Origin of the sequence: Hyunsoonleella pacifica, assembly GCF_004310335.1 — a bacterium.
Lineage (GTDB): Bacteria > Bacteroidota > Bacteroidia > Flavobacteriales > Flavobacteriaceae > Jejuia > Jejuia pacifica.
Window position 1 is genome coordinate 537,544 of record NZ_SIRS01000002.1, and the last position, 24,601, is coordinate 562,144.

The following is a 24,601-nucleotide window of genomic DNA, read 5'->3' on the forward strand; positions in this document are numbered from 1 at the left end:
GTTTTTTACTAATACGTTCCTGTTAAAAACGTCATTCTTAAAAAAGTGATATTTGTGTCTTTAGAGAGTGAAACTTTAGTGTCGAGTGTTGAAATTTCGTTATCATCTACAAATACTAAAAACATACCGTCTTTATAGGCTTGAAGGGCAGTTTCAATACTTTCTATTTCATCTGCCATTTTAAAATTAGCAATATCTTCAAAGCCTATTTTACCAGTTTCTGATTGGTCTTGAATTTGTGAAGGTGTTAAAAACGACAGCAATTGATTGTCTTCTCTTTTGGAATTATATTGTTTTACCTTACTTGAAACACAAGCCACAATTAAATCTTTTAGGTCATTAATCTGGTGTTCTACTGTGATGGTCTCAGTGTAAATTTTTCTTTTGCCTAAACGCTTTAAATTAATAAGAAATTTTTGCAATCTGTAATCTGTGTTGTTTATTGCAATATAAGATAATTTATACAAAAAAAGAATACTGTATCTACTGATTTAGCACTAAATATTGAATTTTGGTAGCGCAAAAAATCTATATATTTTCAATACATTTGTGTACCTTGATTATGGAAGATATTCTTGTTGGAATTATTAAATTTTTTGGAGAAACAATTCGCGATATTGTTAATTCCTTTAAACCAATTAAAGGTTTTTTTATTGGAATGCTAATTGTTGCAATATGTTTTCTAATTTTATACATTTTATTACATTAATACCTAAAGATATTAATATATGAAACACACTGCTTTATCAAAAACACACAAAGCACTTGGTGCTAAAATGGTGCCTTTTGCAGGATACAACATGCCCGTACAATATGAAGGCGTAACCATAGAACACGAAACAGTTAGAAACGCTGTTGGTGTTTTTGATGTATCGCACATGGGAGAATTTTTGGTTGAAGGCCCACATGCTTTAGAGCTGATACAAAACGTATCTAGTAATGATGCTTCAAAATTAACTATTGGTAAAGCACAGTATAGTTGTTTACCAAATGATGACGGTGGTATTGTAGACGATTTGATTATTTATCGTATTAAGGATGAAACTTATTTATTAGTTGTAAATGCAAGTAATATTGAAAAAGATTGGAACTGGATTAGCTCTAAAAATAATGTTGGAGCTACTATGCGAGATTTAAGTGAGGACTATTCCCTACTCGCTATTCAAGGACCAAAAGCAATAGAAGCGATGCAATCCTTAACTAGTCATGATTTATCAGCTATTAAATTTTACAATTTTGAGGTTGGCGATTTTGCAGGAATAGAACATGTTATAATTTCTGCTACAGGATACACAGGTAGCGGTGGTTTTGAGATTTATTGTAAAAATAGCGAAGTAGAGCAAATTTGGAAAAAGGTATTAGAAGCTGGTGCCGACTATGGTATTAAACCCATAGGACTAGCCGCTCGCGATACCCTGCGTTTAGAAATGGGATATTGCTTATATGGTAATGATATTGATGACACTACCTCTCCTATTGAAGCAGGCTTAGGCTGGATTACTAAATTCACAAAAGAATTTACAAATTCTAAAGCTTTAAAAGCTGAAAAAGAACAGGGACCAGAACGTAAATTAATAGCGTTTGAATTGGACGATCGTGGTATTCCACGTCAGGGTTATGATATCGTAGATGGTAATGGTAATAGCATTGGTAATGTTACTTCAGGAACAATGTCCCCATCATTACATAAAGGTATTGGCTTAGGGTACGTCCCTCCTATTTTTTCAAGTCCAGATAGTAAAATCAATATTCAAATCAGAAAAAAAACAATTCCAGCAACGGTTGTAAAACTTCCTTTTTATAAGCAATGATAAATTACCAGGACGTTTTAAATGGTATTTACCAAGAAGTAATGGCAATGAAGGATAGAGGTGTTCCAGCATCTTACATTCCAGAATTGGCAAATGTAGACATCAATAACTTTGCTTTGCATCTTAAGATGAATAGCGGAGAAACCTATGGTGTTGGACAATCTACAACAACATTTTCTGTACAAAGTATTACCAAAGTTTTAGCCTTAGCACTTGCTGCATCTATTGATAATAATGACATTTTAGAGCGTTTAGATGTTGAACCTTCAGGACATCCATTTAATCAATTGGCACTTTTAGAAGTTGAAAATGGTATTCCTAGAAATCCTTTTATAAATTCTGGAGCTATCGTTATTTCTGATATTATAGTCTCAGCATTTAAAAACCCAAAGCAAGAATTTTTAAACTATGTAAGAGATATTACTGGAGATAATTCTATTGATTATGATTTAAAAGTAGCTAAGTCTGAAAAAGAAACGGGTTACAGAAACTATGCAGCAGCCCATTTATTAAAATCCTTTGGGAATTTAAAAAATGAAGTTAATGATGTACTAGATTTTTATTTTGTACAATGTTCTTTAAGTATGACTTGTGAACAAATTTCTAATGCCTTTTACATGTTTGCTAATCGAGGGAAATGCATTTCTAACGTTACAAGGCTTACAGAACAAAAAGTTAAGCGTATCAATGCTATTATGTTAACTTGTGGCTTTTATGATGAAGCTGGTGAGTTTGCTTTTGAGGTTGGCTTACCTGGAAAAAGCGGTGTTGGCGGAGGTATTGTAGCTTTATTACCAGAACACTTTGTAATATCAGTTTGGTCTCCTGGATTAAACTCCAGAGGAAATTCTAAATTGGGCATGTATGCCCTTGAACAATTCACTACTAAAACACAACTATCTATATTTTAATTTCTTTTTTTGATGTTTGATTAATGATGAAGAGTAAAGAAAAACATAGAATCCTCATATTAGGTGGTAGCGGTTTCTTAGGAAACGTTATTTATGGAGAACTCTGCTCCTATTTTAGAACTTTTGCTACTTACAACACTTCTAACACACAATTAGAAAAAAACCATCATTTTTTTCAATATAATTTTGAAGAAGATGATATCTATGAGATTCTAGATATTGTTAAGCCCACAATAATTATTTCAGCACTTAGAGGCGACTTCTCTAAACAAGTGCTACTACATCAACACTTAGTTGAATATGTTTTTAACAATAAGATAAAATTGTTATTTCTATCTTCTGCTAATGTATTTGATGCTTATAGCAAATTTCCAAGCTATGAAGAAGACAAAACACTAAGCAATAGCATATATGGGCATTTTAAAATAAAAATTGAAAATATGCTTTTGCGATTACCTAAAAAGCAAGTAGCTATACTGCGTTTACCCATGGTTTTTGGTAGTGGTTCTCCTAGAATTCAAGATATAGTTCAGTCCATCAAAGAAAAAGTGCCTATCGAAATATTTCCAAACTTGATTATGAATGTTACTACAGATTCAAAAGTAACACAACAAATTCACTATATCATAAATAGAAATAAATATGGCGTTTTCCACCTAGGAAGTACAGATTTAGTACACCACGACGATTTTATTAAAGATTTAATATCTACTTTAGAATTAAAAGAAATAGCACATTACAAAAGGGTGTATACTACAAATGATGACAGATATCTTGCAGTATTGCCTAAATTCAACAAGCTACCTAAGCACTTGCAAATTCAGAGCCAAGATCTATTAAAAGAATTAAAGTGATATTCGTTTAAAGACTTGAATACTTGTTAAAATACTAGCTAATACTTAAGTAAATTCTTTAAATTAGTATTAATTAAATTATTAGCTATAGCGTTGAAAAATTAATAGTTTATGAATAAACTTTCAGAAGAAGATATAGAAGCAAAATTATTACGTTTTCCAGATTGGGAATACTACGATAATGCAATACATGCTGAATTTGAATTTGAGAATTTCAAAGACTGTTTTAGCGCTATGAGTCGTATTGCTTTTGAGTGTGAAGCCTTAAACCATCATCCAAATTGGTCTAATGTATACAATGTATTAACCATTTCACTTACTACGCATGATGCGGGTGGTGTTACCAACAAAGACTTTAAGTTAGCAGAAGCTATTGAAACTATTGTTGAGCCTGATGAAGACTAATCTAGTAGTTACTGCGGATAGTAGTTTACAAAAATAAAAACTAATATTTTTTATAAATTTGCGTGCCTTCACTTTAGGCACTTTAAATACTAGTAACTTTTAACTGAAAATTATGGGAAGAGCTTTTGAATTTAGAAAAGCAAGAAAAATGAAACGTTGGTCTGCCATGAGTAAAGCTTTTACTCGCATTGGTAAGGATATTGTAATGGCTGTTAAAGAAGGAGGCCCAGACCCCGATAGTAATTCCCGTTTACGTGCAGTAATACAGAATGCAAAGTCTGTAAATATGCCTAAAGATAATATAGAGCGTGCTATAAAACGTGCTTCAGATAAAAATCAGGGCGATTACAAAGAAGTGGTTTTTGAAGGTTATGCGCCTCATGGTATTGCAGTTTTAGTAGAAACTGCAACTGACAATAATACTAGAACTGTAGCTAACGTAAGAAGTTATTTTAATAAATGTGATGGTAGTTTAGGAACATCAGGTTCTGTAGTTTTTATGTTTGACCATACATGTAATTTTAAAATAAAAGGCGAAGAACTCGATTTGGAAGAGCTAGAATTAGAACTTATAGATTTTGGTGTTGAAGAAATTTTTGAAGATACCGATGAAGATGCTGATGGCAATGAGATTGAGAGTGTTATGATTTATGCACCTTTTGAGAGTTTTGGTAAAATTCAATCGTATTTAGAAGACAACAAAATCGAAATTTTATCTTCTGGGTTTGAGCGTATACCTCAGGTTACAAAACCTTTATCAGAAGAACAAGTTGCAGATGTTGAAAAATTGCTTGAAAAATTAGAAGAAGATGATGATGTACAAAACGTATATCATACCATGCAAGAAACTGCAAATTAGTATTGAAATATAATCTACTATCAAAAATAATAGATATAAAAAATCCGAATCGTATGAGATTCGGATTTTTTTTATGCTTTTAAAATAGATTGCATAGTTTTTGCTCTGTGAATTTTGCCAGACGCTGTTTCTTTAAACTTTCTTGTGAAAAAGACGTCTTTTGGTTTTTCATATTTATCTAAAACATCAAACAGAGTAGCATCTAAATCATGTTCAGTTCCTTCTACTACCATAACTATTTTTTCCCCTAAAGTGTCATCTTCAATACCATAAATAAAAAATTGTTTACCTTTCATTTTATCCTGAAGCTTCTCCTCTATTTTTTCAGGAAACACTTTAATACCTCCTGTATTAATCATATTATCAAAGCGTCCAATCCACTCAAATTGGTTTTCAGAATAAATTTCAACTAAATCATTAGTTATTATTTTATCTTCTGAAAGCTTGGGGGCTTCAATAACCAAACATCCACGATTATCTTTTGATATGCTAACACCAGGTAAGGTGGTAAAATAATTGTCAGATTCAGTGCCAGAAAAATTATTAAGCTTTTTTACTGCAATATGAGACACAGTTTCTGTCATCCCATAAGTTTCATAAACTTGTGGCTTTTTATTTTTTATTAAATCCTTAATATGGTTTGAAACACGCCCCCCTCCTACTATAACGGTCTTTATAGATTTTAAATACTTAGCAAAGTTTTTTAATTGCATTGGCGTAAATGCACAAAAATCATAATCTTTATCATAATCTATTCTAGGCAACGCAGAAGGTACTACCATATCTACTTCTAGCCCTAAAATAATGGCTCTAACCATCATCATTTTTCCGGCAATGAAATTTGATGGTAGGCAGTTTAATACTTTTTTGCCAGGTGTTAAATTAAAAAAGTCTCCAGAGGTAATGGCAGAATTAACCATAGCCTGTTTCTTTATTTTGAGTTTTTTAGGTTTCCCTGTGGAACCTGATGTTTTAACTTTTATATAATCTTTATTATCTAACCAGTCTAATAAAAAAAGACCTAATTCTCGCTGGTAAGGGTAGCCTTCTTTTACGAAACTGTATGCCACGTCCATTAAATCTTCACGATTATAATGGTAACCTTCTAGCATAAATCTGTTGTGTACTTTGGTGTAATCTGGAGTCATAAGGTAGTTTTAGTCTTCTAAAATCTTATAATCTTCTTTAGTTGGTTCTACTACGGGACCAAACAATTTGTCTTTCCAATTGGTCCATTTGTATTTCTTAGACAAAATAAATAAAAGAATTGGAAACACTACTAGTACGGGAACAATTATTTCTGTAATTACCATCTCAGAAGGATCACTAATATCTTTAAGTATGCTATCAGTTTGTAATACTGTCCAATCTGTAGTTACTAAAAGTGCAGTGAACAGATTATTGGCAAAATGAAATCCTAAGGCTAATTCTAAACCTTCATCCATTAACGTGATAATACCTAAAAAGAATCCAGTTCCTATATAATATACCATAATAATATAGCCTAGCTTTTCTACTTCTGGATTTAAAATATGCATCAAACCAAACGCAACTGATGTTATAATTAAAGGAACCCATCTGTTTTTACATAAAGTACCTAGAAAATGCATCCCGTAGCCTCTAAAGGCATATTCCTCAAAACTTGTTTGTAACGGTAACAAGAAAATGCCAATAACTAAAAGAATCAAAAAAGGTTTTAATTGAAAATTAAACACATAGTTTTCTGGTGTTATATAGTAATAATCTAATAGTACCATTCCAGTAGTTATTCCTCCCCATAACAAGAAAATAAAACAAAAGCGCTTCCAATCAATTTTTTTTCTAGTAGTTGTTAAATTCTTTATAGATAATTTATGGAGATATTTAGATGATATAAAAACACCAATAAGCCCTAGGGCAAATGAAATTAGCATTAAAAAGAGAAAGAGATTATTTCCCAGTAGAGCTACCATACCAGAAATATCAGATGGGAAATTCTCAAATCCATCCATGTTTATAAAAATACCTGCCATTAACGGAATGGCCCCTAAAATTTGCCACGCAAAAAATATAATTGCGCCACCAACAATATAACGCCATGCATCGGTTAACCCTTTATAAGCTTGTTCTATGTACATAATCTATAAATTAATATTCCAACTTTTATTTTTATTATAATGTAATTCCCCATGGTTTACAAAAAGTGGCGATTCAAAATTATTTGTAAATAAACTGCCAGTACCTAAACCTTGTGGAAGGTGGTTTTGTTTTTTAAAAGTGTATTGTGCTATCGCATTTAAACCAATATTACTTTCTAAAGCACTTGTAATCCACCATCCTATATTATTTTGTTCTGCAATATCTATCCAAATATCACTTCCTTCATAACCGCCAACTAAAGTAGGTTTTAATATAATGTATTGCGGACGAATAGTTTGTAGTAATTCTGCTTTTTTTGTTACATCAAAAACACCAATTAGTTCTTCATCTAAAGCTATAGGTAAAGGTGTAGTTTCGCATAAGCTAGTCATTTCTTCTATTTGCCCCTGTTTTATAGGTTGTTCTATAGAATGTAAATCTAAATCAGAGAGAATTTTTAATTTTTCTGAAGCATCATTTGGGTTAAAAGCACCATTGGCATCAATCCTTAATTCTATATCTTTTGAGGTAAACGTTTTTCTAATAGATTTTAACAAATCAACTTCTGTATCAAAATCAATAGCTCCAATTTTCATTTTAATGCAACTAAAACCTGCATCAATTTTTTCTGCAATCTGTTTCTGCATAAAGGCTTTATCTCCCATCCATATTAAGCCATTAATAGGAATTGAAGCGTTTCCCTTTGTAAAATTAGATGCGAATAATTCAAAGGAATGTTGCGCTTCTAAAGCTTTAAAAGCCATTTCTAATCCAAATTGGACACTAGGAAATGCTTTTAATTCTAAAAGCAAAAACTCTAGTCCTTTGTCTATATTTTTACATGTCCATTCTAATGTAGCAATAAAGTCTGGTCTATCATCAATAGATAAACCTCTAAACATACCACACTCCCCTATTCCTGTTTTCCCTTGGGAATAAATAGTAATAATCCATGTGTCTTTTGTTTTTAAAACACCTCGGGATGTACCACTAGGATTCTTAAAATTTAAAATATAGTGTTGAAATGATGCTTTCATGTTTGCTTAGAAACTATGATGAAAACTGAGTTGCAACTGTCCTTTTCCCCAGGTTACTGTTTTTTGATTCATCCAACCTAATTGGAATTTCATACTAGGTTTTAATACGTATCCTAAACCTAAATAGGTTCTATTTCTATCAAATAGTTGTACCGTAGTACTGTTACCTATTTCAGTTTGGCCATTTATGAACAGTTCGTTGTATAATGCTATATAAGTGGTTTTAGCAATTAATGCGTTGTTATTAATAGGAATGTTTAGAAAAAGATTATATCTATATCGAGTTCTAAAATCTTGGTCTTCAACAAAGCGTTGTTCGTATCTAAAACGATGTGCTAAATACAATCTATTTCCTAGCTTTTGAGGGATAAACACTTCTTGGTATATTCTGCTTTCAGAAGTTGTAGTATTACTATCCCCAAATTGACCTGTTGTTATGTTAGCATAACCTAAAGTGAGTAAAACATTCGCATTTTTTGGAGTTAAGGTTATACCCGAACGTATTAATAATTGCTCTAAATCGCCTATTGTATTCCAATTTCTAAATTGTAAATCTCCTTGAATTCCGAAAGCACTATTTTTAAACTGATGCTTATAAAAGTACATATACCAAGCTCCTGTTTTAGACTGATCTACTTGTGCAGATACATCAATAGTGCAATACAAAGCTATTATACTAATAAGTAAATATTTCTTCATTTATACTATACTTCTATAGAGTCTCCAATATTTAACAGTGATAACGATTTAAGTTCTGCATCAAATTTTGCTTTAGCTTTTACTTTGTCAATTTCAATATAGCCAAAGGTATCATAGTGATACCCTAATATTTTGTCACATTTGATAAAATCTGATGCTATAATTGCATCTTCCACTCCCATTGTAAGGTTATCTCCTATGGGTAATACAGCTAAATCTAAATCATGGTATTTACCAATAAGTTTCATATCATAAGTAAGTGCTGTATCTCCAGCTATGTAAATACATTTTTTATCTGTTTCTATGATAAACCCTCCTGGTTGCCCGCCATAACTTCCATCAAGAAAAGAAGAACTATGTATAGCGTTTACATATTTCACTTTTCCAAAATTAAATTGCCATGCCCCACCATGATTCATAGGGTGTCCTTTAAGCCCTTTTTGCTCGTAATGTGTAACAATTTCATAGTTTGATACTATGATTGCTCCTGTTCGTTTAGCAATGGCTTCAGCATCTAATATATGATCTTGATGTGCATGTGTCAATAAAATATAGTCTGCTTTTAAGGTGTCAATAGCAATAGTATTTGCTTTAGGGTTTCCAGAGATAAAAGGGTCTACTAGAATATTAAAATCGCCTGTTTCAATTCCTAAACTAGCATGTCCAAAAAATGTTATTTTCATAAAAAAATCTTTAACAACTAAATTAATACTTTTAAAGGGAACACTGAAATTATTTACCCTACAGTTAAAATAGATGTCCTACAGCTAGAAGCACGGAAAGAAAAAATGTAGAAAGTGCTACTTTTTTTAATTCAGGATCTAAATCTTTAGAAATTTTAGTGTTTTTAACTGTTTTAAGGTGTTTTATGAGTGGAATATAAGCTACAAAGTATATTAAATTGTAAAGTGAAGTGTAGTATAATATTCCGAATAATGCTGAGATAATGATGGCAGAAATTATTAAAATGGAATGATATCTTTTAGCCCTATCTATACCTAATTTTACTGCTAAAGTTATTTTTCCAGATGCTGAATCTGATTTAATATCTCTCATATTATTTAAGTTAAGAACAGCTGCTGATAACAAACCTATAGTGATAGCTGGAAGAAAAACAACATGATGTATTGTTTTTGCATAGAGCACATAACACCCAATAACACTAACAAGACCAAAGAAAACAAAAACAAAAACATCACCTAACCCACGATAGCCATAGGCTTTATTTCCAACAGTGTAACGAATAGCTGCTATAACAGAGCATATACCCAAAAGAAAGAATAAAAGTGTTAACAGAAAATATTGAGAACCAAACGCTTTAAAGATTAAAAGAAAGGCAAGAACAATACAAATTAGAATATTCAATTTAATAACTTCAAACATTTCATTTGGCGTAATTTTGCCACTCTGTATGGCACGTTCTGGACCTATCCTATTGTTATCATCTGTACCTTTAATACCATCGCCGTAGTCATTTGCTAAATTTGAAAGTATTTGTAAGCTAATAGTTGTTAATAGCGCCAAAATAAATATTGACCAATTAAAACAGCCATTATACTCTGCAAAACTAGAAGCAATTATGATACCTGAAACAGACAATGGCAATGTTCGTAGCCGCATTGCTGAAATCCAAACTGAGAGATTTTGCATTATGGAATCCATTTTTTATCAAAGTTCGGCTTACGCTTTTCTAAGAATGCATTACGCCCTTCTTTAGCTTCATCAGTCATATAAGCTAATCTTGTTGCCTCACCTGCAAATACTTGTTGTCCTACCATGCCGTCATCTGTGAGATTCATAGCAAACTTAAGCATTTTAATAGATGTTGGCGATTTTGCCAAAATTTCCTGAGCCCATTCATAAGCAGTACTTTCTAATTCATCATGCGGTATAACTGCATTAACCATACCCATTTCAAAAGCTTCTTGGGCTGAATAATTTCTACCTAAAAAGAAAATCTCCCTAGCCTTTTTTTGCCCTACCATTTTAGCTAAATATGCTGAACCATATCCACCATCAAAACTCGTAACATCAGCATCGGTTTGTTTAAAAATTGCATGTTCTTTACTGGCTAATGTTAAGTCGCAAACTACATGTAAACTATGGCCACCACCAACAGCCCAACCAGGAACAACAGCAATAACTGCCTTTGGCATAAAACGAATTAACCGTTGTACTTCAAGAATATTTAAGCGATGGTAACCATCTTCTCCTACATACCCTTGGTGTCCCCTAGCCTTTTGATCTCCTCCGCTACAGAATGAATAAATACCATCTTTAGTAGACGGACCTTCTGCAGAAAGTAAAACAACTCCTATAGAAGTATCCTCATTAGCATCGTAAAAGGCATCATAAAGTTCACTTGTGGTCTTAGGCCGGAATGCATTTCTAACGTTAGGCCTATTAAATGCAATTCTGGCTACACCATTATACTTTTTGTATGTGATGTCTTCATATTTTTTTGCAATTACCCATTCTGGTTTGCTCATAGTCTAAAATTTGCATCAAAAGTAAATTTTATTTTTTTAAGAGTTAAATGAAAATGTAAAAATGAAAGAATAACTGCTTTAAAATAAGATATCATCATTTTTTGTACAATAAATTTGAAGAATTATAAGAATTTTCTTTTTAAATAGATATATGTAGTCTTACGTCTTGTACTTTGTTAATTTTTATATAAATTTGTACAGATAATTACATTTTAACCATAAAATTTGTTTTTCATCGAAAAATCATGTAGTTTCGTCGAAAATTAAACCCCATTTGCCTATGTTATTTAACATTACTATTTTTATATTAGCACTAGTTGCAGTAAATACTATAATGTTTTTTGTGGCCCGTCTAATACCTAAAATGAAACAATTAGAGAATGAGGGGCTCAAAAATACTGAAGAGCCAATCAAATTGAATCAAAACATTGAAGTGGATACTCAACAAGAATTAGCTCCTACAGGAAGTTAATTACCATTTTATAGTTTCTTTACTAAACTTATTAAGTAATTCATTTGTTTTACTAAAATGTTTGTTGCCAAACCAATAACCTCTATTGGCGCTTAAAGGAGATGGGTGTCCTGATGTTAAAATCTCATGTTTGGTTTTATCAATCAGTTTTACTTTTTGTTTAGCATAGCCGCCCCATAGTAAGAAAACGATGTTCTCTTTTTTAGAATTTATTATTTGTATAACTGCATCGGTAAACGTTTCCCAACCTTGCTTTTGATGACTTCCTGCTTGATGTGCTCTTACTGTTAATGTTGCATTAAGTAATAATACACCTTGTTTAGCCCAACGCGATAAATCCCCACTACTTGGATACATAACTCCTAAATCATTTTCTATTTCTTTAAATATATTTATTAATGAAGGTGGATGCGTTACTGTATCTTTTACCGAAAAGCACAAACCATTAGCCTGTCCAGGACCATGATAAGGGTCTTGCCCAATAATAACTACTTTTACTTCATCGAAAGTACAATGATTAAATGCATTAAAAATTTCTCCTCCGGGAGGAAAACAGCGGTAATTTTTATATTCCTCTTTTACAAACCCAACTAAATTTTTGAAATATGTTTTCTCAAACTCATTTTTTAAATGTGGTTTCCAACTTTTATGAATGTCAACTTCCATTAATTCAATATTCTAACTAATAATTCTTTTAATAGATCGCCTTGTGATACAGCATTAGCGCCAACACCTTTACTCTTCACATCAAAATCACGTAATGTAGAAACTACTGCGCTTACTTTTCGCATAGGGTAATTTCTTGCTGCTTCAGTATATTCATTAACAAAATATGGATTGATTTTTAATGCAGTGGCAACATTCCTTGGCGACTTATCTTTTAATCCATGGAAATGCAACAGCTGTGAAAAAAAATTAAAAAGCAGCGAAACAGTTACAACCATAGGGTTATCTTTAGGGTTTTCGGCAAAGTAATTAACTATTTTGTAGGCTTTTACAGTGTTCTTACTTCCAATTGCTTTTCTTAACTCAAAATTGTTGTAGTCCTTACTTATACCAATATTTTCCTCAATAACTTCTGGCGTAATTTGGCTGTTTTTAGATAAAATTATTTGAAGTTTCTCTAACTCGTTATTAATTTTACTTAAATCAGTACCCAAGAACTCCACTAGCATTTGTGCCGCTTTTGGGGTAATCGTGTAGCCCTTTGGTGAAAGTACACGCCTTATCCAATCCGCAACTTGGTTTTCGTAAAGGGTTTTACTTTCGTAAACTATTCCTGTTTTTTTTAAGGTTTTATATAAGCTTTTTCGCTTGTCAATTTTTTTGTATTTATAATTGATTACTAAAACTGTCGTGGTTTGTGGATTCTCTGCATACGAAGCAAGCTTTTCAATAGTTCTGGATAAATCTTGGGCTTCTTTTACAATTACAACTTGATATTCGGCCATCATAGGATAACGCTTGGCATTACTAATTATATCTTCAACAGATATATCTCTACCATATAATACCATTTGATTAAAACCTCGTTCTTCTTCAGTTAGAATAGAGTCTTCAATAAAATCAGAAATTTTATCAATATAATAAGATTCCTCTCCCATTAAAAAATAAATAGGTTTAAGGTTCCTGTTTTTAATATCGGTAACTAATTGTTTAACCTCGTCCAAAGTGCTATAGAAAATTTTTAGGGAAGTATATCAATTGTAGCATTATAATGATACATTTGTGAGGTGCACAAATTGAATTTCCCAACATATCGATTCCGTTTCAAAAATAGCGAAAATAAAGTTCTAATTTTTGACATTATTCGTAAAAAGTTTGTGGTTTTACAACCTGAAGAATGGGTAAGGCAAAATTGTATTCACTTTTTAATTGAAGATAAAAACTATCCTAAATCATTGATTAACGTTGAAAAAGAGTTGAAAATTAATGATTTAAAAAAACGTTATGATATTATAGTATTCAAACCAAATGGAGATATTCAGCTTGTTATTGAGTGTAAAGCGCCCTCCATTAATATAGACCAAAAAGTGTTTGATCAAATAGCTAGGTATAATTTAGTACTTAACTCTGATTATTTAATGGTTACTAATGGGTTAAATCATTATTATTGCGAGATGGATTTTGGAAAAGAACGGTATCAGTTTTTAAAAGATATTCCAGATTATAAAAAATGAAAATTGCTGTAGTTATATTAAATTGGAATGGAAAAAAGCTCTTAGAACAGTTTTTACCTTCAGTAATTAAGCATTCTGAGGTTGCCGATATTTATGTAGCTGATAATGCTTCTACTGACGATTCTATTTCATTTTTAAAATCTAATTTTCCACAAGTAAAAATTATTAAGAATACCGTTAATGGTGGTTATGCTAAAGGTTATAATGATGCTTTAAAGCATGTTGATGCTGATGTGTTTTGTCTTTTGAATAGTGATGTTGCAGTTACAAAAGGTTGGCTAGGCCCAATACAACGGACTTTTGGTAGTAATTTAAGTATAGCCATAGTGCAGCCTAAAATTTTAGATTTTAAGCAAAAACACTTTTTTGAATATGCAGGAGCTGCAGGTGGTTTTATAGATAAATATGGGTATCCATATTGTAGAGGACGAATTTTTAATACTTTAGAAGAAGACAATGGGCAATACAATGATGTACAGCCTATTTTTTGGGCCTCTGGAGCGTGTTTATTTATAAGAAAACATGTTTACAATGAGCTTAATGGCTTTGATGAATTATTTTTTGCACATATGGAAGAAATAGATCTATGTTGGCGTGCAAAAAACAAAGGATATCAAGTGGTATATAATGGTAATTCTGAAGTTTATCATGTAGGAGGAGCAACTTTAAACAACTCTAATCCTAAAAAAACATTTTTAAACTTTCGTAATAGTCTGTTTGCACTTGTAAAAAATGCTAAGGGCAATGTGTTGTTTTTAGTAGTTGTAAGATTGATTTTAGATGGCATTGCTGGTGTGAAATTTTTGTTGGATTTTAAGTTTCTTCACTCCTTAGCTATTGTAAAGGCGCATTTTAGTTTTTATGCTCATTTTTATGGGCTTCTTCAAAAGCGAAAAGCAGTAAAAGAGAAAACAAAATACTACCAAAAAACATCTATAGTTTGGTTGTATTTCGTAAATAGAAAAAAATTCTACAAAAGTTTATAACTCAGTTAGTAAAAGTTTTGTTAACTGTACTGTTTTCAACTGATTTTTATATACTTTTGTCGAAACAAAATGGCAATTATTTTATTCAATAAAACCTTATTATTAATTATGAAGAAAGTCCTATTACTTAGTTTATCAACTTTATTTATTCTAAGTTCTTGTGTTTCCAAAAAGGAATTTTTGGCATTAGAAGAAAAGCAAAAAGAAACTCAAGATTTATTAAACTCAGCTACCGTTAAATTGAATTCTTGTTTAGAAGAAAGAGCTTCAGCGACAGCGAAAGTATCTGTTTTAGAAGAGCGCGTTAAAGATTTAAAAGATGCAAATGATAATCTTGGAATAATATCTGCAAAGGGCGCTAACAATATGGAGAAAACTCTAGAGAGTTTGAAAGAGAAAGATCTTAAAATTACACGTCTTCAAGATGCTTTAACACAAAAAGACAGTGTTACTCTAGCGTTAGTAACAAGCTTTAAACGTGAGGTTGGAATAAATGATCCTGATATTGAAGTAAACGTTGAAAAGGGTGTTGTATTTATCTCTATATCAGATAAGTTACTATTTAAAAGTGGAAGCTATAATGTAACCACAAGAGCTCAAGAAGTTTTAGCTAAAGTAGCTAAAGTTGTAAAGGCTAAGCCAGATTTTGAGTGTATGGTTGAAGGACATACAGATAGTAGATCTTACCAAAGTGGAGTACTTTTAGATAATTGGGATTTAAGTGTAAAAAGAGCAACATCTGTAGTTCGTGTATTAGAAGACTTAGGTGTTAAACCTGGTAGGTTAATCGCTGCTGGACGTAGTTCTTATGTGCCATTAGTTGATAATGAAACTGCAGAAAACAGAGCAACTAACAGACGTACAAGAATTGTTGTACTTCCAAAATTAGATCAATTCTATGATTTGATTGAAAAAGAAATGAAAAATTTAGAAGCTGGAGGGAATTAATAAAATCCTTTTAAATAATCATATAAAAGCTCAACCGTAAGGTTGAGCTTTTTTTGTTTTGGTATCATGGCGTTACCCACAAGGGGTCAGGCTTTATTCATTGGTCAATATTTTTTATTATTGTATTCATGAATGTTAACATTTCAGCAGTCGCTCCCTCCTACGTCGGGGAGTTTCAATCACGCCATAGCGTGACTTCAATCCTTAACGCAAAGCACTATTATTTTTTTAGAGGATTTCATCGGTTGCTGTATTCGGTTAGTTCTTTAAATTTATGGAGAATTCACAGGTAATTTTTCATTTAAACCAACAACAACTCAGTTGTGAATTGCTTTCAGTTCTTTAAATTTATGGAGAATTCACAGGAAGGCTGGTAAATTGTCTTTGGCTTTGGTAGTTGTGAATTGCTTTCAGTTCTTTAAATTTATGGAGAATTCACAGGCCTATAGGCTGCCATGATGTCCCGTCCCAAGTTGTGAATTGCTTTCAGTTCTTTAAATTTATGGAGAATTCACAGGCCGTATTTTTACCGTTGTATTTTTCAATAGTTGTGAATTGCTTTCAGTTCTTTAAATTTATGGAGAATTCACAGGACAATCTTAAAAGATAGATTTGACAATGGAGTTGTGAATTGCTTTCAGTTCTTTAAATTTATGGAGAATTCACAGGTAACCTAAATAATGTATTTCATTATGTTGGGTTGTGAATTGCTTTCAGTTCTTTAAATTTATGGAGAATTCACAGGGAATAGTTAGGTTAGAATCTAACGGCTCTAGTTGTGAATTGCTTTCAGTTCTTTAAATTTATGGAGAATTCACAGGTTCGCCTGCAGAAATTGTATTGGTTTCTAAGTTGTGAATTGCTTTCAGTTCTTTAAATTTATGGAGAATTCACAGGTTGCTGATACTGTACCGTGTTGGTCTACTAGTTGTGAATTGCTTTCAGTTCTTTAAATTTATGGAGAATTCACAGGACCTATTTATTTGTTTTTGCACATATTTTGGTTGTGAATTGCTTTCAGTTCTTTAAATTTATGGAGAATTCACAGGGTTGCGGTGTAATGCACTTGTAAAACGCAGGTTGTGAATTGCTTTCAGTTCTTTAAATTTATGGAGAATTCACAGGTATCATGTTACGCACAGTATGAGCTGTGGGTTGTGAATTGCTTTCAGTTCTTTAAATTTATGGAGAATTCACAGGAGCGATAAAGAGTGCGGTGGCAAATGAACGGTTGTGAATTGCTTTCAGTTCTTTAAATTTATGGAGAATTCACAGGGTGGTTTGATGAGAATAAAACAAAGTTTTGGTTGTGAATTGCTTTCAGTTCTTTAAATTTATGGAGAATTCACAGGAAATCTGTCCAATGGATGATTTGCCCACTAGTTGTGAATTGCTTTCAGTTCTTTAAATTTATGGAGAATTCACAGGGCTAGCTAGTGCAATTAGCCATGGTAGTACGTTGTGAATTGCTTTCAGTTCTTTAAATTTATGGAGAATTCACAGGTTTGATGTCTTTTACTCCTCTAATGCCTAAGTTGTGAATTGCTTTCAGTTCTTTAAATTTATGGAGAATTCACAGGTCCTCTTCTGGAGGCCCCCCCGCCCCGCAGGTTGTGAATTGCTTTCAGTTCTTTAAATTTATGGAGAATTCACAGGTTTAGCACAAAATTAAGTGATGACCAAATAGTTGTGAATTGCTTTCAGTTCTTTAAATTTATGGAGAATTCACAGGGACAGCCCCTAGAAGCTTAACGGTTTACTGGTTGTGAATTGCTTTCAGTTCTTTAAATTTATGGAGAATTCACAGGTTTGGCATAAATTCATTTTCATCTTCGCCTGTTGTGAATTGCTTTCAGTTCTTTAAATTTATGGAGAATTCACAGGGGATATACAAAAAAAAGCAACAACATCTAGGTTGTGAATTGCTTTCAGTTCTTTAAATTTATGGAGAATTCACAGGATACCCAACAAAAGAAACTTTATAAGCCTGGTTGTGAATTGCTTTCAGTTCTTTAAATTTATGGAGAATTCACAGGAAGGCGATAGTTTTTGTTATCGCTCTCATGGTTGTGAATTGCTTTCAGTTCTTTAAATTTATGGAGAATTCACAGGTGGGAGGTATAGATTTAAAAAAGAACCGGAGTTGTGAATTGCTTTCAGTTCTTTAAATTTATGGAGAATTCACAGGAACGGAACGCGCTATGGGTATACTGTTGCGGTTGTGAATTGCTTTCAGTTCTTTAAATTTATGGAGAATTCACAGGAACAACCATATTCATGATAAAAGTATTGTGGTTGTGAATTGCTTTCAGTTCTTTAAATTTATGGAGAATTCACAGGACGACAAAACCATCTATTATCACATCCGTAGTTGTGAATTGCTTTCAGTTCTTTAAATTTATGGAGAATTCACAGGTTATCATTTACTTATACCATTGGCGAACAGGTTGTGAATTGCTTTCAGTTCTTTAAATTTATGGAGAATTCACAGGATACTTACTGTAACAGGCTGGTATCCTGTTTTTTATGTTATGGGTTTGGATTTTAATAATTTGGCTTTCAAATGGACTTCGACTGCGCTCAGTCTGACATTTTAAGTTCTATTTGTATAGTATTTGAGATGCTGAATCGAGTTCAGCATGACAGGGCGTGTTTAAATGGATTCCTGCCTTCGCAGGAATGACAATCCTAAAAAAGTTCCAATTGTTGTGACGGTGGCTCCAAATCGGCTTCTTTTTGACCATGGAACAGTTCCATCATCCCAAATTGCTTATCGGTAATTTGCATGATACATACCTTTCCTTTTTTTGGCAGTGCCTTTTTTGTACGTTTTATGTGTACGGTAGCATTTTCTCTGCTTGGGCAAAATCTGGTATAAATGCTAAACTGAAACATGCCAAAACCATCATCTAACAAATTCTTTCTAAAACGTGTCGCTGCTTTACGCTCGGTAAGCGTCTCCGTTGGTAAATCAAAAAACACCAATACCCACATACACCTATATTGGTTTAATCGTGTTAAATAAGATGCCATACATGCTTTTACATTTTAGTTAAAAGTATCTGTCTTGTTGTTCCGCACTTGATACGGAATCCAATTTTATCTTAGATTCCTGCCTTCGCAGGAATGACAACCTAATGTTGAGAAAAATTTATTCTTTTGTTTAAAACTATTGATTCCAAATCCATAATGGTTTATTTTAGTTAAAGGTCTCTGCCTTGTCATTCCTGCGAAGGCAGGAATCCATTTTATCCCACAAAAGCCTCCAAAGACGACTTAAATCCTGGATATAACAATTTCCGTCTACTGCCTTCAAAACATTCAAAAAGGCTAGTTGTAGTTCTACTCATGGCATTCATTAATGGACTTTGTTTTCCATCAATAACCACATCCATGGCTGGAATCATTAATAAGTCTGTTTTTATACTCGTGTTTAGTTCTTCTATTTGGCAGCCTGTTTCTACAATATCATAAACTAGGGCATCAACAAAAGGGCGGTAAGGTTCCATAACATCATCTGCCAAACAAAACGCGTTATACTTATTGTGATGAAAAATACCAACCGAAGGCAACAAACCGCTACTTACCAATGCCCTAGCCGCAACGGCACGTAAAATAGCATAACCATAGTTTAGTAAATTATTTGGTGCAATGCCTTTTTGGTTACGGCTAAAACCATCTATATCAAATAAATTTTGAAAGTAAAACGCTGCCGCAATCGCTTCTTGATTATCTAAATCTCCACTTTTTACTTCCTTTACGTAGCGTTTTAGGCGTAGTGCATTCTTTTGCCGTAATAAAAAATGATTGGCTTGATTATCAATTTTTGCAACCACCGTTTGTTGCCATAAATTCTTTTTTAGAGGCACACTAGCATTAAGTTGATACCGCATACGCTCCGTCTGTTCGCTATGACCCGTTAGTGGTTGTAAGAGTGAACAAGGTAAATGTTGTTGGTCGCAGGTAATCACTGCAGTTTTATTTTCTACCAATTTACGCAACAGACCATTGGTAATGGTAATTTGTGGGTCTTCTAACACCACATAGCCCAAATCCTCAATGGGGATGGTTTTTTCGTCCTTATTTTCTTCAGGAAAGTTTACCACTAATTGCTGATTTTTGGTGCTTAGGTAGGCGGGGTTGCCAAAAAAGAGGGTGCGTTTAATCATTTTCTAAAATTTCCAATTGATTGAACCGTCTAATTCCATTTCAAAATCTTTATGCTCTATTGCAAAATCCCAGTTTTTTTGTCTGAGTCTAAGTAATGGTTGGTAACCATCAAATTTAAATAAAGATACCTCTTTGTATTTCTTCTTTATATCTGTGTTACTGCCAGCAATCAAATGATGCTTTAGCTTGATCCTTCCATCACTTTCAAACTGATAGGCCTTATATAGTCTTTGAGATAACTCCATCTTATTCAATTCTTTCAATTCTTCCATACCATCTTTATAGAATAAAACTTTTTGACCAGACTTAAGGATATGGTACAATTGAATCGTGGATTTCTTTTTTCCTCTTCCAACTTCTGATGTATTAAATAATGGAATTTTATAAATATCCTTTTCACTTCTAATTTTCAACTTTACTAAATCAAAAATACCTATGATTTCTATTGTTCGTTCTTCTTTGCCATTAACAATGCCTTTATAGAATAAACAGAAAACGTTTTCCCCATTTTGAGCTAAAGTTGTTTGCTTATAATCTTTATCAGATTTATAAGCATGTTCATGTACTTTTGCAGCCGTTTCATACTTCAAAGACTCAAAACATCTTATACGTCTAATTCTATTAATTTTCTCTCCTTTTTTGTTAAGCATCCAAATCCCTTTATCTAAGGCTGATTTTAAACTTCCTCCTGCAGAAATCTCTAGTTTAACCTGTTCTTCAATAATTTCTCCAACTGATTTATCAACAATTTTATTCTTAATTTCTTCTAAAGTTTTAAAACCATTTGAATTTGCATCCTTCTTAAAAACTAAATCTTTTCTAATAACAAGTGAAATAGTATCTTCTAAAAGCATTTTGCTTTTTTCATCAAAAAGTACTTTGTTTTCTTCATCTCTTTTTGGTTGTTTTATTGCTCCATAAAAAGATTCTCCGTGTAATTGCCCTCTAACGGTATCGCCTTTTGCAATCAATGGAATTTTATTACCATAAACATCTAATTTAAAATGTTTTTTACCATTTTCATCAATAAAAGTAGCATATTGAATTCTGCCTCGTTTTCGCACTTTTTTAACTGATGGCGTTAACGCAGTGAACTCTAATTGGTTATTAATGAGTGTTTCCTTCTCAAAATCTAAAATATATGATGGCTTAAAGTTTTCCCAATTTCTGGGCCTTTCATGATAGGTTTTACCTGTATGACTATCCTTTTCTTCATTATATTTTTCTATTATAGAATCTCTAACTGAAAATTTTGGAATTAATGTTAAAATAGCGGCGTCAATGGCATGGTGACTATGTTTTGTTCTATCTTTTTTGTCGGAAGAAAGCTTTATATTATATACTTCTTTAAAAGCATTTACCACATTACCTTTTTGAACTTCTACCTTTTTAAAAACAGTTTTAAGATAGGGCAATGCATATTTTGTCATGGTTTGAGTGTCTCGTAATTGACTATTTTTCCATCCCGCTTTGTATTCTGTGATTGTAAATGTTTCTAACTTTTTCTTCCAATAATCCCGATTAAACCTATTATAATGACGCATTTGTATGCAATAGTCTTTATACTCTTTTGTACTTGCATATTTTGTCTTTTTTAGCCAATCGTCAAAAAGATTTTCATAATGTTCTAGTTTATCCTTTATAAATTGAAGACGAGGTTCTATTGCCGAATACTGTACGCCTTTAAAATCAACTGTTTCAGAATAATTGGGAAGTTGTGTTGGGATTTGCTTCTTTTTCACAGTTCGGTTATAAATTGCATCAGCAATAGTTAAATTTTTTAGTTCGTTGTCAAAACACATACTAGCAGGAATAGTATGCTCAAAATCGTACTTATTACCACTAAATAAGTCACATACATTTATAGAATTCCCAGTGTAAATACATATTTTATTTTGTTCATTCCATAAACGTATTTTGTGGATTAGTGACATATCATTAGTGTCATAGCTTGTATCGCACTCTTTATTTATTTCTTCTATTGTTTTCTTGAAATTATTGTTTTCCCGTTCACGTTCAGCTTGCCATTTTTCAATCGCTTTTCTCTTGTTAGCATCATTTAATTCTCTTGCGATTTCAACAACAATACGCGTATCTTCATCAATTTGGTTAGTTTGTAAAAGATAATTAAGCAAGTGCCTTAATTTATGAAGCGTTTTTAATGCCATTGGGTTTTTAAATCCCTTTGAAAGAGGCTCTGGACTACCCAATAATTTTAACGAGATAGCTTCCTGTTCCGCATTGGGGTTTTTGTACAAAAAGTTTTCTAAGTCTGAATCTTTAATGTAAACAGTATTTCCTTTTGCCTTTATTTCATGATAGTATTCAGCATTACTATATTTTTCTTGCTCTGAAGGATGCCAAAGATATTTTTTATTTTCATCCGGTACTTGATATGTTTCCTGAAGCCAATTAAAAATTCTATCATGCAACCGTGGTTGTTGTAAAAAACCTGTTTTTCTATTTTTTAAGAACTCCCGAAACTTTTCAGAAACATATGTTATAGCGAACTCTTTTTCATCTTGAGTATAACGACTCCAAGTTTTATCTCCAATAACTTGATTAAGTTTTTCATTCACTAATCTTTTTTCACTTTCGTCAAGAGCTCTGTCATCTTCAATGGCATAAGAATCAAACTTTATAGATTCGTCTTGTATTATAGCATTTACTACATTATTTAATAGTTTTTCATTATCAGTATCGACTAGTATTTTATCAATTTCAGACGAGAAATATTCAATAGAATCATCAGTAATATCATGTGTTCCTAATACTTTGTGAATATTAGCGAGATACACGGCTTTACTATAAATAATACCTTTTCTTAAATAAGGAAGTACTTTTTTTATTGCTGAAAGACTTAATGTAGCATAACCTTGTTGCAATTTTATTTTTGAAAATTTCTCTACTTTATCATTGCTTAAGTTAAGTTTTTCTTTTCCAAATTCTTCTAACTTATCTTGACTATCAAAAGTAAAAAGCACATGCCAAACATCTTCAAACGAATACTTTTTTTTAGTTTTCTTAATAGGCTGTTCTGGTCTTTCATTAATAGTATTCCAATTATATTCCTCCTGCCAGTTTTCTCCCAATAATTCTTGAAAAGAATTTAGAAGTTTAGCTGAAAGTACTTTAGTTTTGGGTCTATCTTTAAATCTGGACTCCATTTTAGCACCATCCTTTCTTAACTTATTAATAATCGTACTCAGTTTGAAATCGTTTGATGCCTTGTAAAAAAGAGGATATATATGCTGTAACAAGTAATTTTCAAGTTTCCATCCTTCAGGTTGTTTAATTTTTAAATTGTTTATAAAAACCCAAGTTCTATACTCTTCATATAATGGATGACTTACTGGCGCTCGTTTTTTGTTTTTCTCATAAGTACAAATACCAATTAATCCTTTTTGTGTTCGAAGAGGTCTTTGCCAAATAATTGATTTCCAAAGTTTTTTATAAAAATCTTCGTCTACCCCATGCGCATCACAAATTAGTTTTAGTTCGTTTTCATAATCTTTTCTTAAGTTGTAACGGTTTCTTATTCTATTTTGTTTCGTTTTCTTTTGGTAATGATATAATGCAGCTCCTAACGATTTATATTTGTTTAAATAAGTAGATATTTCGTTTCTACCAGGTGTTCCTGTTTTTTTACTTCCTTCAAGCATTGTTTTTGCTTCTTCTTCATCACGACCTTTAAAACCGCGTCGTTGTACTAATTGGTAAAATACACGTCCTAATATTTGAGGATTATCTTTGAACACTTTCTTAGAATCTGCATTACCACAAACTGCCTTGGTTCTAAAAATATAATAGCTTTCATGGTTGTCTTTTGAAAACAAATGAAAATCTGGTTTCCCATCGCCATTAAAATCAAAACGTAACCATTCAATAAATGCTTTACTACTTGGGTATTGACGTGATTGACCTTTCGTGTATTTTCGCCATTGGTTAAGTTCCTCAATGGTTAAAGGACACAAATCATTTTTTATTAAGAGTTGCAATAATTCCCATTTTCGATATTTCTCTGCTTGATAGTTTCTCCTTTTTCCACGACTTTCGGTACGTTTTTTAACTTTAGGAAATTCAATGCCTTTTTCTTCTCCTACACCTTTATCAAAAGTTAGAACTCCTTTTTTAATAATTTGATTTTCCTTTTCCGAAGTGTTACGTATTGCCCAACCTATGGAGTTGGTTCCCAAATCTATACCAAGAGTAATGTTCATAATTATGTTAAAAATTATATTTAAACAGGTTATATATATCGAAAATAATAAATATTTTTACACAAATGAAAAGAAAAGAGTATTTGTATACAGTACTTTGTTTTAAGTGTCCAAAACTTATCTCTGGTCTAAATTGACTTATCTTTTCATTCTTTTATAATTCTATCGACTTTCGATATATGTTGTGAATTGCTTTATTTTTTATATTTTTATAATCTGAAAGCTTTTCACAATAAGGCTATAAGCCGAAGAAAAATCTTAAATCCTGCGTACTCCGTGGGATTTTTATTTTCATGCTAATAAACTTAAACGCTATTAAAAGTTTTAGGGAAGTTTTTAAAAATAGTAAAAGTTTAATTATTAATGCAGAATTTTCGTAAAAACTATGAAAGTTTCTTCCGCGCTAAGGATTGAACGGCATGTTTGAAATCCCCGACGTAGG

22 protein-coding genes and 1 CRISPR repeat array are annotated in these 24,601 nt (G+C 32.1%); of the genes, 9 read left to right on the forward strand and 13 right to left on the reverse strand.

What is annotated here, in order from left to right:
• Window positions 1-8: 8 nt before the first annotated feature.
• Complete coding sequence (locus tag EYD46_RS05740) at window positions 9-422, reverse strand: hypothetical protein (protein WP_130936103.1); 414 nt, start codon at window positions 420-422, stop codon at window positions 9-11.
• 306 nt (window positions 423-728) lie between these two features.
• Between EYD46_RS05740 and gcvT the strand changes: the two genes are divergently transcribed.
• The 5 genes from gcvT to EYD46_RS05765 all read left to right on the forward strand — a co-directional run bounded on the left by gcvT (window position 729) and on the right by EYD46_RS05765 (window position 4,840).
• Window positions 729-1,811: a glycine cleavage system aminomethyltransferase GcvT gene (gene gcvT / locus EYD46_RS05745; RefSeq protein WP_130936104.1), complete on the forward strand. Its 1,083-nt coding sequence runs from the start codon at window positions 729-731 to the stop codon at window positions 1,809-1,811.
• Complete coding sequence (locus EYD46_RS05750; RefSeq protein WP_130936105.1) at window positions 1,808-2,722, forward strand: glutaminase; 915 nt, start codon at window positions 1,808-1,810, stop codon at window positions 2,720-2,722. The genes gcvT and EYD46_RS05750 overlap by 4 nt, the downstream gene beginning before the upstream one ends.
• A 23-nt stretch (window positions 2,723-2,745) precedes the next feature.
• On the forward strand, window positions 2,746-3,576 hold the full coding sequence (locus EYD46_RS05755; protein WP_130936106.1) for a sugar nucleotide-binding protein: 831 nt from the start codon (window positions 2,746-2,748) through the stop codon (window positions 3,574-3,576).
• Between the two features lie 111 nt (window positions 3,577-3,687).
• Entirely contained in the window at window positions 3,688-3,981 is a 294-nt protein-coding gene (locus EYD46_RS05760; RefSeq protein WP_130936107.1) for a 4a-hydroxytetrahydrobiopterin dehydratase, read from the forward strand.
• A 112-nt stretch (window positions 3,982-4,093) separates the two neighbouring features.
• The gene (locus EYD46_RS05765; protein ID WP_130936108.1) at window positions 4,094-4,840 is read left to right on the forward strand and encodes a YebC/PmpR family DNA-binding transcriptional regulator; all 747 of its coding nucleotides are present in this window, start codon (window positions 4,094-4,096) and stop codon (window positions 4,838-4,840) included.
• A gap of 71 nt (window positions 4,841-4,911) precedes the next feature.
• Here the strand turns inward: EYD46_RS05765 and EYD46_RS05770 are convergent, their stop codons facing one another.
• From EYD46_RS05770 to EYD46_RS05800, 7 genes are all read right to left on the reverse strand, one after another.
• The gene (locus EYD46_RS05770) at window positions 4,912-5,988 is read right to left on the reverse strand and encodes an AMP-binding protein (RefSeq protein ID WP_130936109.1); all 1,077 of its coding nucleotides are present in this window, start codon (window positions 5,986-5,988) and stop codon (window positions 4,912-4,914) included.
• A 9-nt stretch (window positions 5,989-5,997) separates the two neighbouring features.
• Window positions 5,998-6,957 carry a CPBP family intramembrane glutamic endopeptidase gene (locus EYD46_RS05775; RefSeq protein ID WP_130936110.1) on the reverse strand — a complete coding sequence of 320 codons (960 nt, stop codon included), beginning with the start codon at window positions 6,955-6,957 and terminating at the stop codon, window positions 5,998-6,000.
• Between the two features lie 3 nt (window positions 6,958-6,960).
• Window positions 6,961-7,995, reverse strand: a complete 1,035-nt coding sequence (locus EYD46_RS05780) for an o-succinylbenzoate synthase (protein ID WP_130936111.1) — start codon at window positions 7,993-7,995, stop codon at window positions 6,961-6,963.
• A 6-nt stretch (window positions 7,996-8,001) separates the two neighbouring features.
• Window positions 8,002-8,694: a DUF2490 domain-containing protein gene (locus EYD46_RS05785; RefSeq protein ID WP_130936112.1), complete on the reverse strand. Its 693-nt coding sequence runs from the start codon at window positions 8,692-8,694 to the stop codon at window positions 8,002-8,004.
• Between the two features lie 5 nt (window positions 8,695-8,699).
• Window positions 8,700-9,377, reverse strand: a complete 678-nt coding sequence (locus EYD46_RS05790) for a metal-dependent hydrolase (protein ID WP_130936113.1) — start codon at window positions 9,375-9,377, stop codon at window positions 8,700-8,702.
• A gap of 64 nt (window positions 9,378-9,441) precedes the next feature.
• The gene (menA, locus tag EYD46_RS05795) at window positions 9,442-10,344 is read right to left on the reverse strand and encodes a 1,4-dihydroxy-2-naphthoate octaprenyltransferase (protein ID WP_165454347.1); all 903 of its coding nucleotides are present in this window, start codon (window positions 10,342-10,344) and stop codon (window positions 9,442-9,444) included.
• Complete coding sequence (locus tag EYD46_RS05800) at window positions 10,344-11,183, reverse strand: 1,4-dihydroxy-2-naphthoyl-CoA synthase (protein WP_130936115.1); 840 nt, start codon at window positions 11,181-11,183, stop codon at window positions 10,344-10,346. The genes menA and EYD46_RS05800 overlap by 1 nt, the downstream gene beginning before the upstream one ends.
• A 280-nt stretch (window positions 11,184-11,463) precedes the next feature.
• Here EYD46_RS05800 and EYD46_RS05805 point away from each other — a divergent pair, with 280 nt between their 5' ends.
• On the forward strand, window positions 11,464-11,655 hold the full coding sequence (locus EYD46_RS05805) for a hypothetical protein (RefSeq protein WP_130936116.1): 192 nt from the start codon (window positions 11,464-11,466) through the stop codon (window positions 11,653-11,655).
• Here the strand turns inward: EYD46_RS05805 and EYD46_RS05810 are convergent, their stop codons facing one another.
• Window positions 11,656-12,321 carry a uracil-DNA glycosylase gene (locus tag EYD46_RS05810; protein WP_130936117.1) on the reverse strand — a complete coding sequence of 222 codons (666 nt, stop codon included), beginning with the start codon at window positions 12,319-12,321 and terminating at the stop codon, window positions 11,656-11,658.
• On the reverse strand, window positions 12,321-13,325 hold the full coding sequence (holA, locus tag EYD46_RS05815; RefSeq protein WP_130936118.1) for a DNA polymerase III subunit delta: 1,005 nt from the start codon (window positions 13,323-13,325) through the stop codon (window positions 12,321-12,323). The genes EYD46_RS05810 and holA overlap by 1 nt, the downstream gene beginning before the upstream one ends.
• A 63-nt stretch (window positions 13,326-13,388) precedes the next feature.
• On the opposite strand from holA, the gene EYD46_RS05820 reads away from it, so the two are divergent.
• The 3 genes from EYD46_RS05820 to EYD46_RS05830 all read left to right on the forward strand — a co-directional run bounded on the left by EYD46_RS05820 (window position 13,389) and on the right by EYD46_RS05830 (window position 15,769).
• On the forward strand, window positions 13,389-13,835 hold the full coding sequence (locus tag EYD46_RS05820; RefSeq protein WP_130936119.1) for a type I restriction enzyme HsdR N-terminal domain-containing protein: 447 nt from the start codon (window positions 13,389-13,391) through the stop codon (window positions 13,833-13,835).
• On the forward strand, window positions 13,832-14,821 hold the full coding sequence (locus tag EYD46_RS05825; protein WP_130936120.1) for a glycosyltransferase family 2 protein: 990 nt from the start codon (window positions 13,832-13,834) through the stop codon (window positions 14,819-14,821). The genes EYD46_RS05820 and EYD46_RS05825 overlap by 4 nt, the downstream gene beginning before the upstream one ends.
• Window positions 14,822-14,929: 108 nt before the next feature.
• Entirely contained in the window at window positions 14,930-15,769 is an 840-nt protein-coding gene (locus EYD46_RS05830; RefSeq protein WP_130936121.1) for an OmpA/MotB family protein, read from the forward strand.
• Between the two features lie 244 nt (window positions 15,770-16,013).
• Window positions 16,014-18,261: a CRISPR direct-repeat array (repeat unit 46 nt; unit sequence GTTGTGAATTGCTTTCAGTTCTTTAAATTTATGGAGAATTCACAGG).
• A gap of 196 nt (window positions 18,262-18,457) precedes the next feature.
• Here EYD46_RS05830 and cas2 read toward each other — a convergent pair.
• The 3 genes from cas2 to cas9 form a co-directional block, all read right to left on the reverse strand.
• Window positions 18,458-18,802 (reverse strand): CRISPR-associated endonuclease Cas2, encoded by a 345-nt coding sequence (gene cas2 / locus EYD46_RS05835; protein ID WP_130936122.1) that lies wholly within the window; start codon window positions 18,800-18,802, stop codon window positions 18,458-18,460.
• Between the two features lie 215 nt (window positions 18,803-19,017).
• Window positions 19,018-19,938, reverse strand: coding sequence for a type II CRISPR-associated endonuclease Cas1 (cas1, locus tag EYD46_RS05840; protein ID WP_130936123.1), 921 nt, complete (start codon window positions 19,936-19,938; stop codon window positions 19,018-19,020).
• A 3-nt stretch (window positions 19,939-19,941) separates the two neighbouring features.
• Window positions 19,942-24,159 (reverse strand): type II CRISPR RNA-guided endonuclease Cas9, encoded by a 4,218-nt coding sequence (gene cas9, locus EYD46_RS05845; RefSeq protein WP_130936124.1) that lies wholly within the window; start codon window positions 24,157-24,159, stop codon window positions 19,942-19,944.
• Window positions 24,160-24,601: the final 442 nt, after the last annotated feature.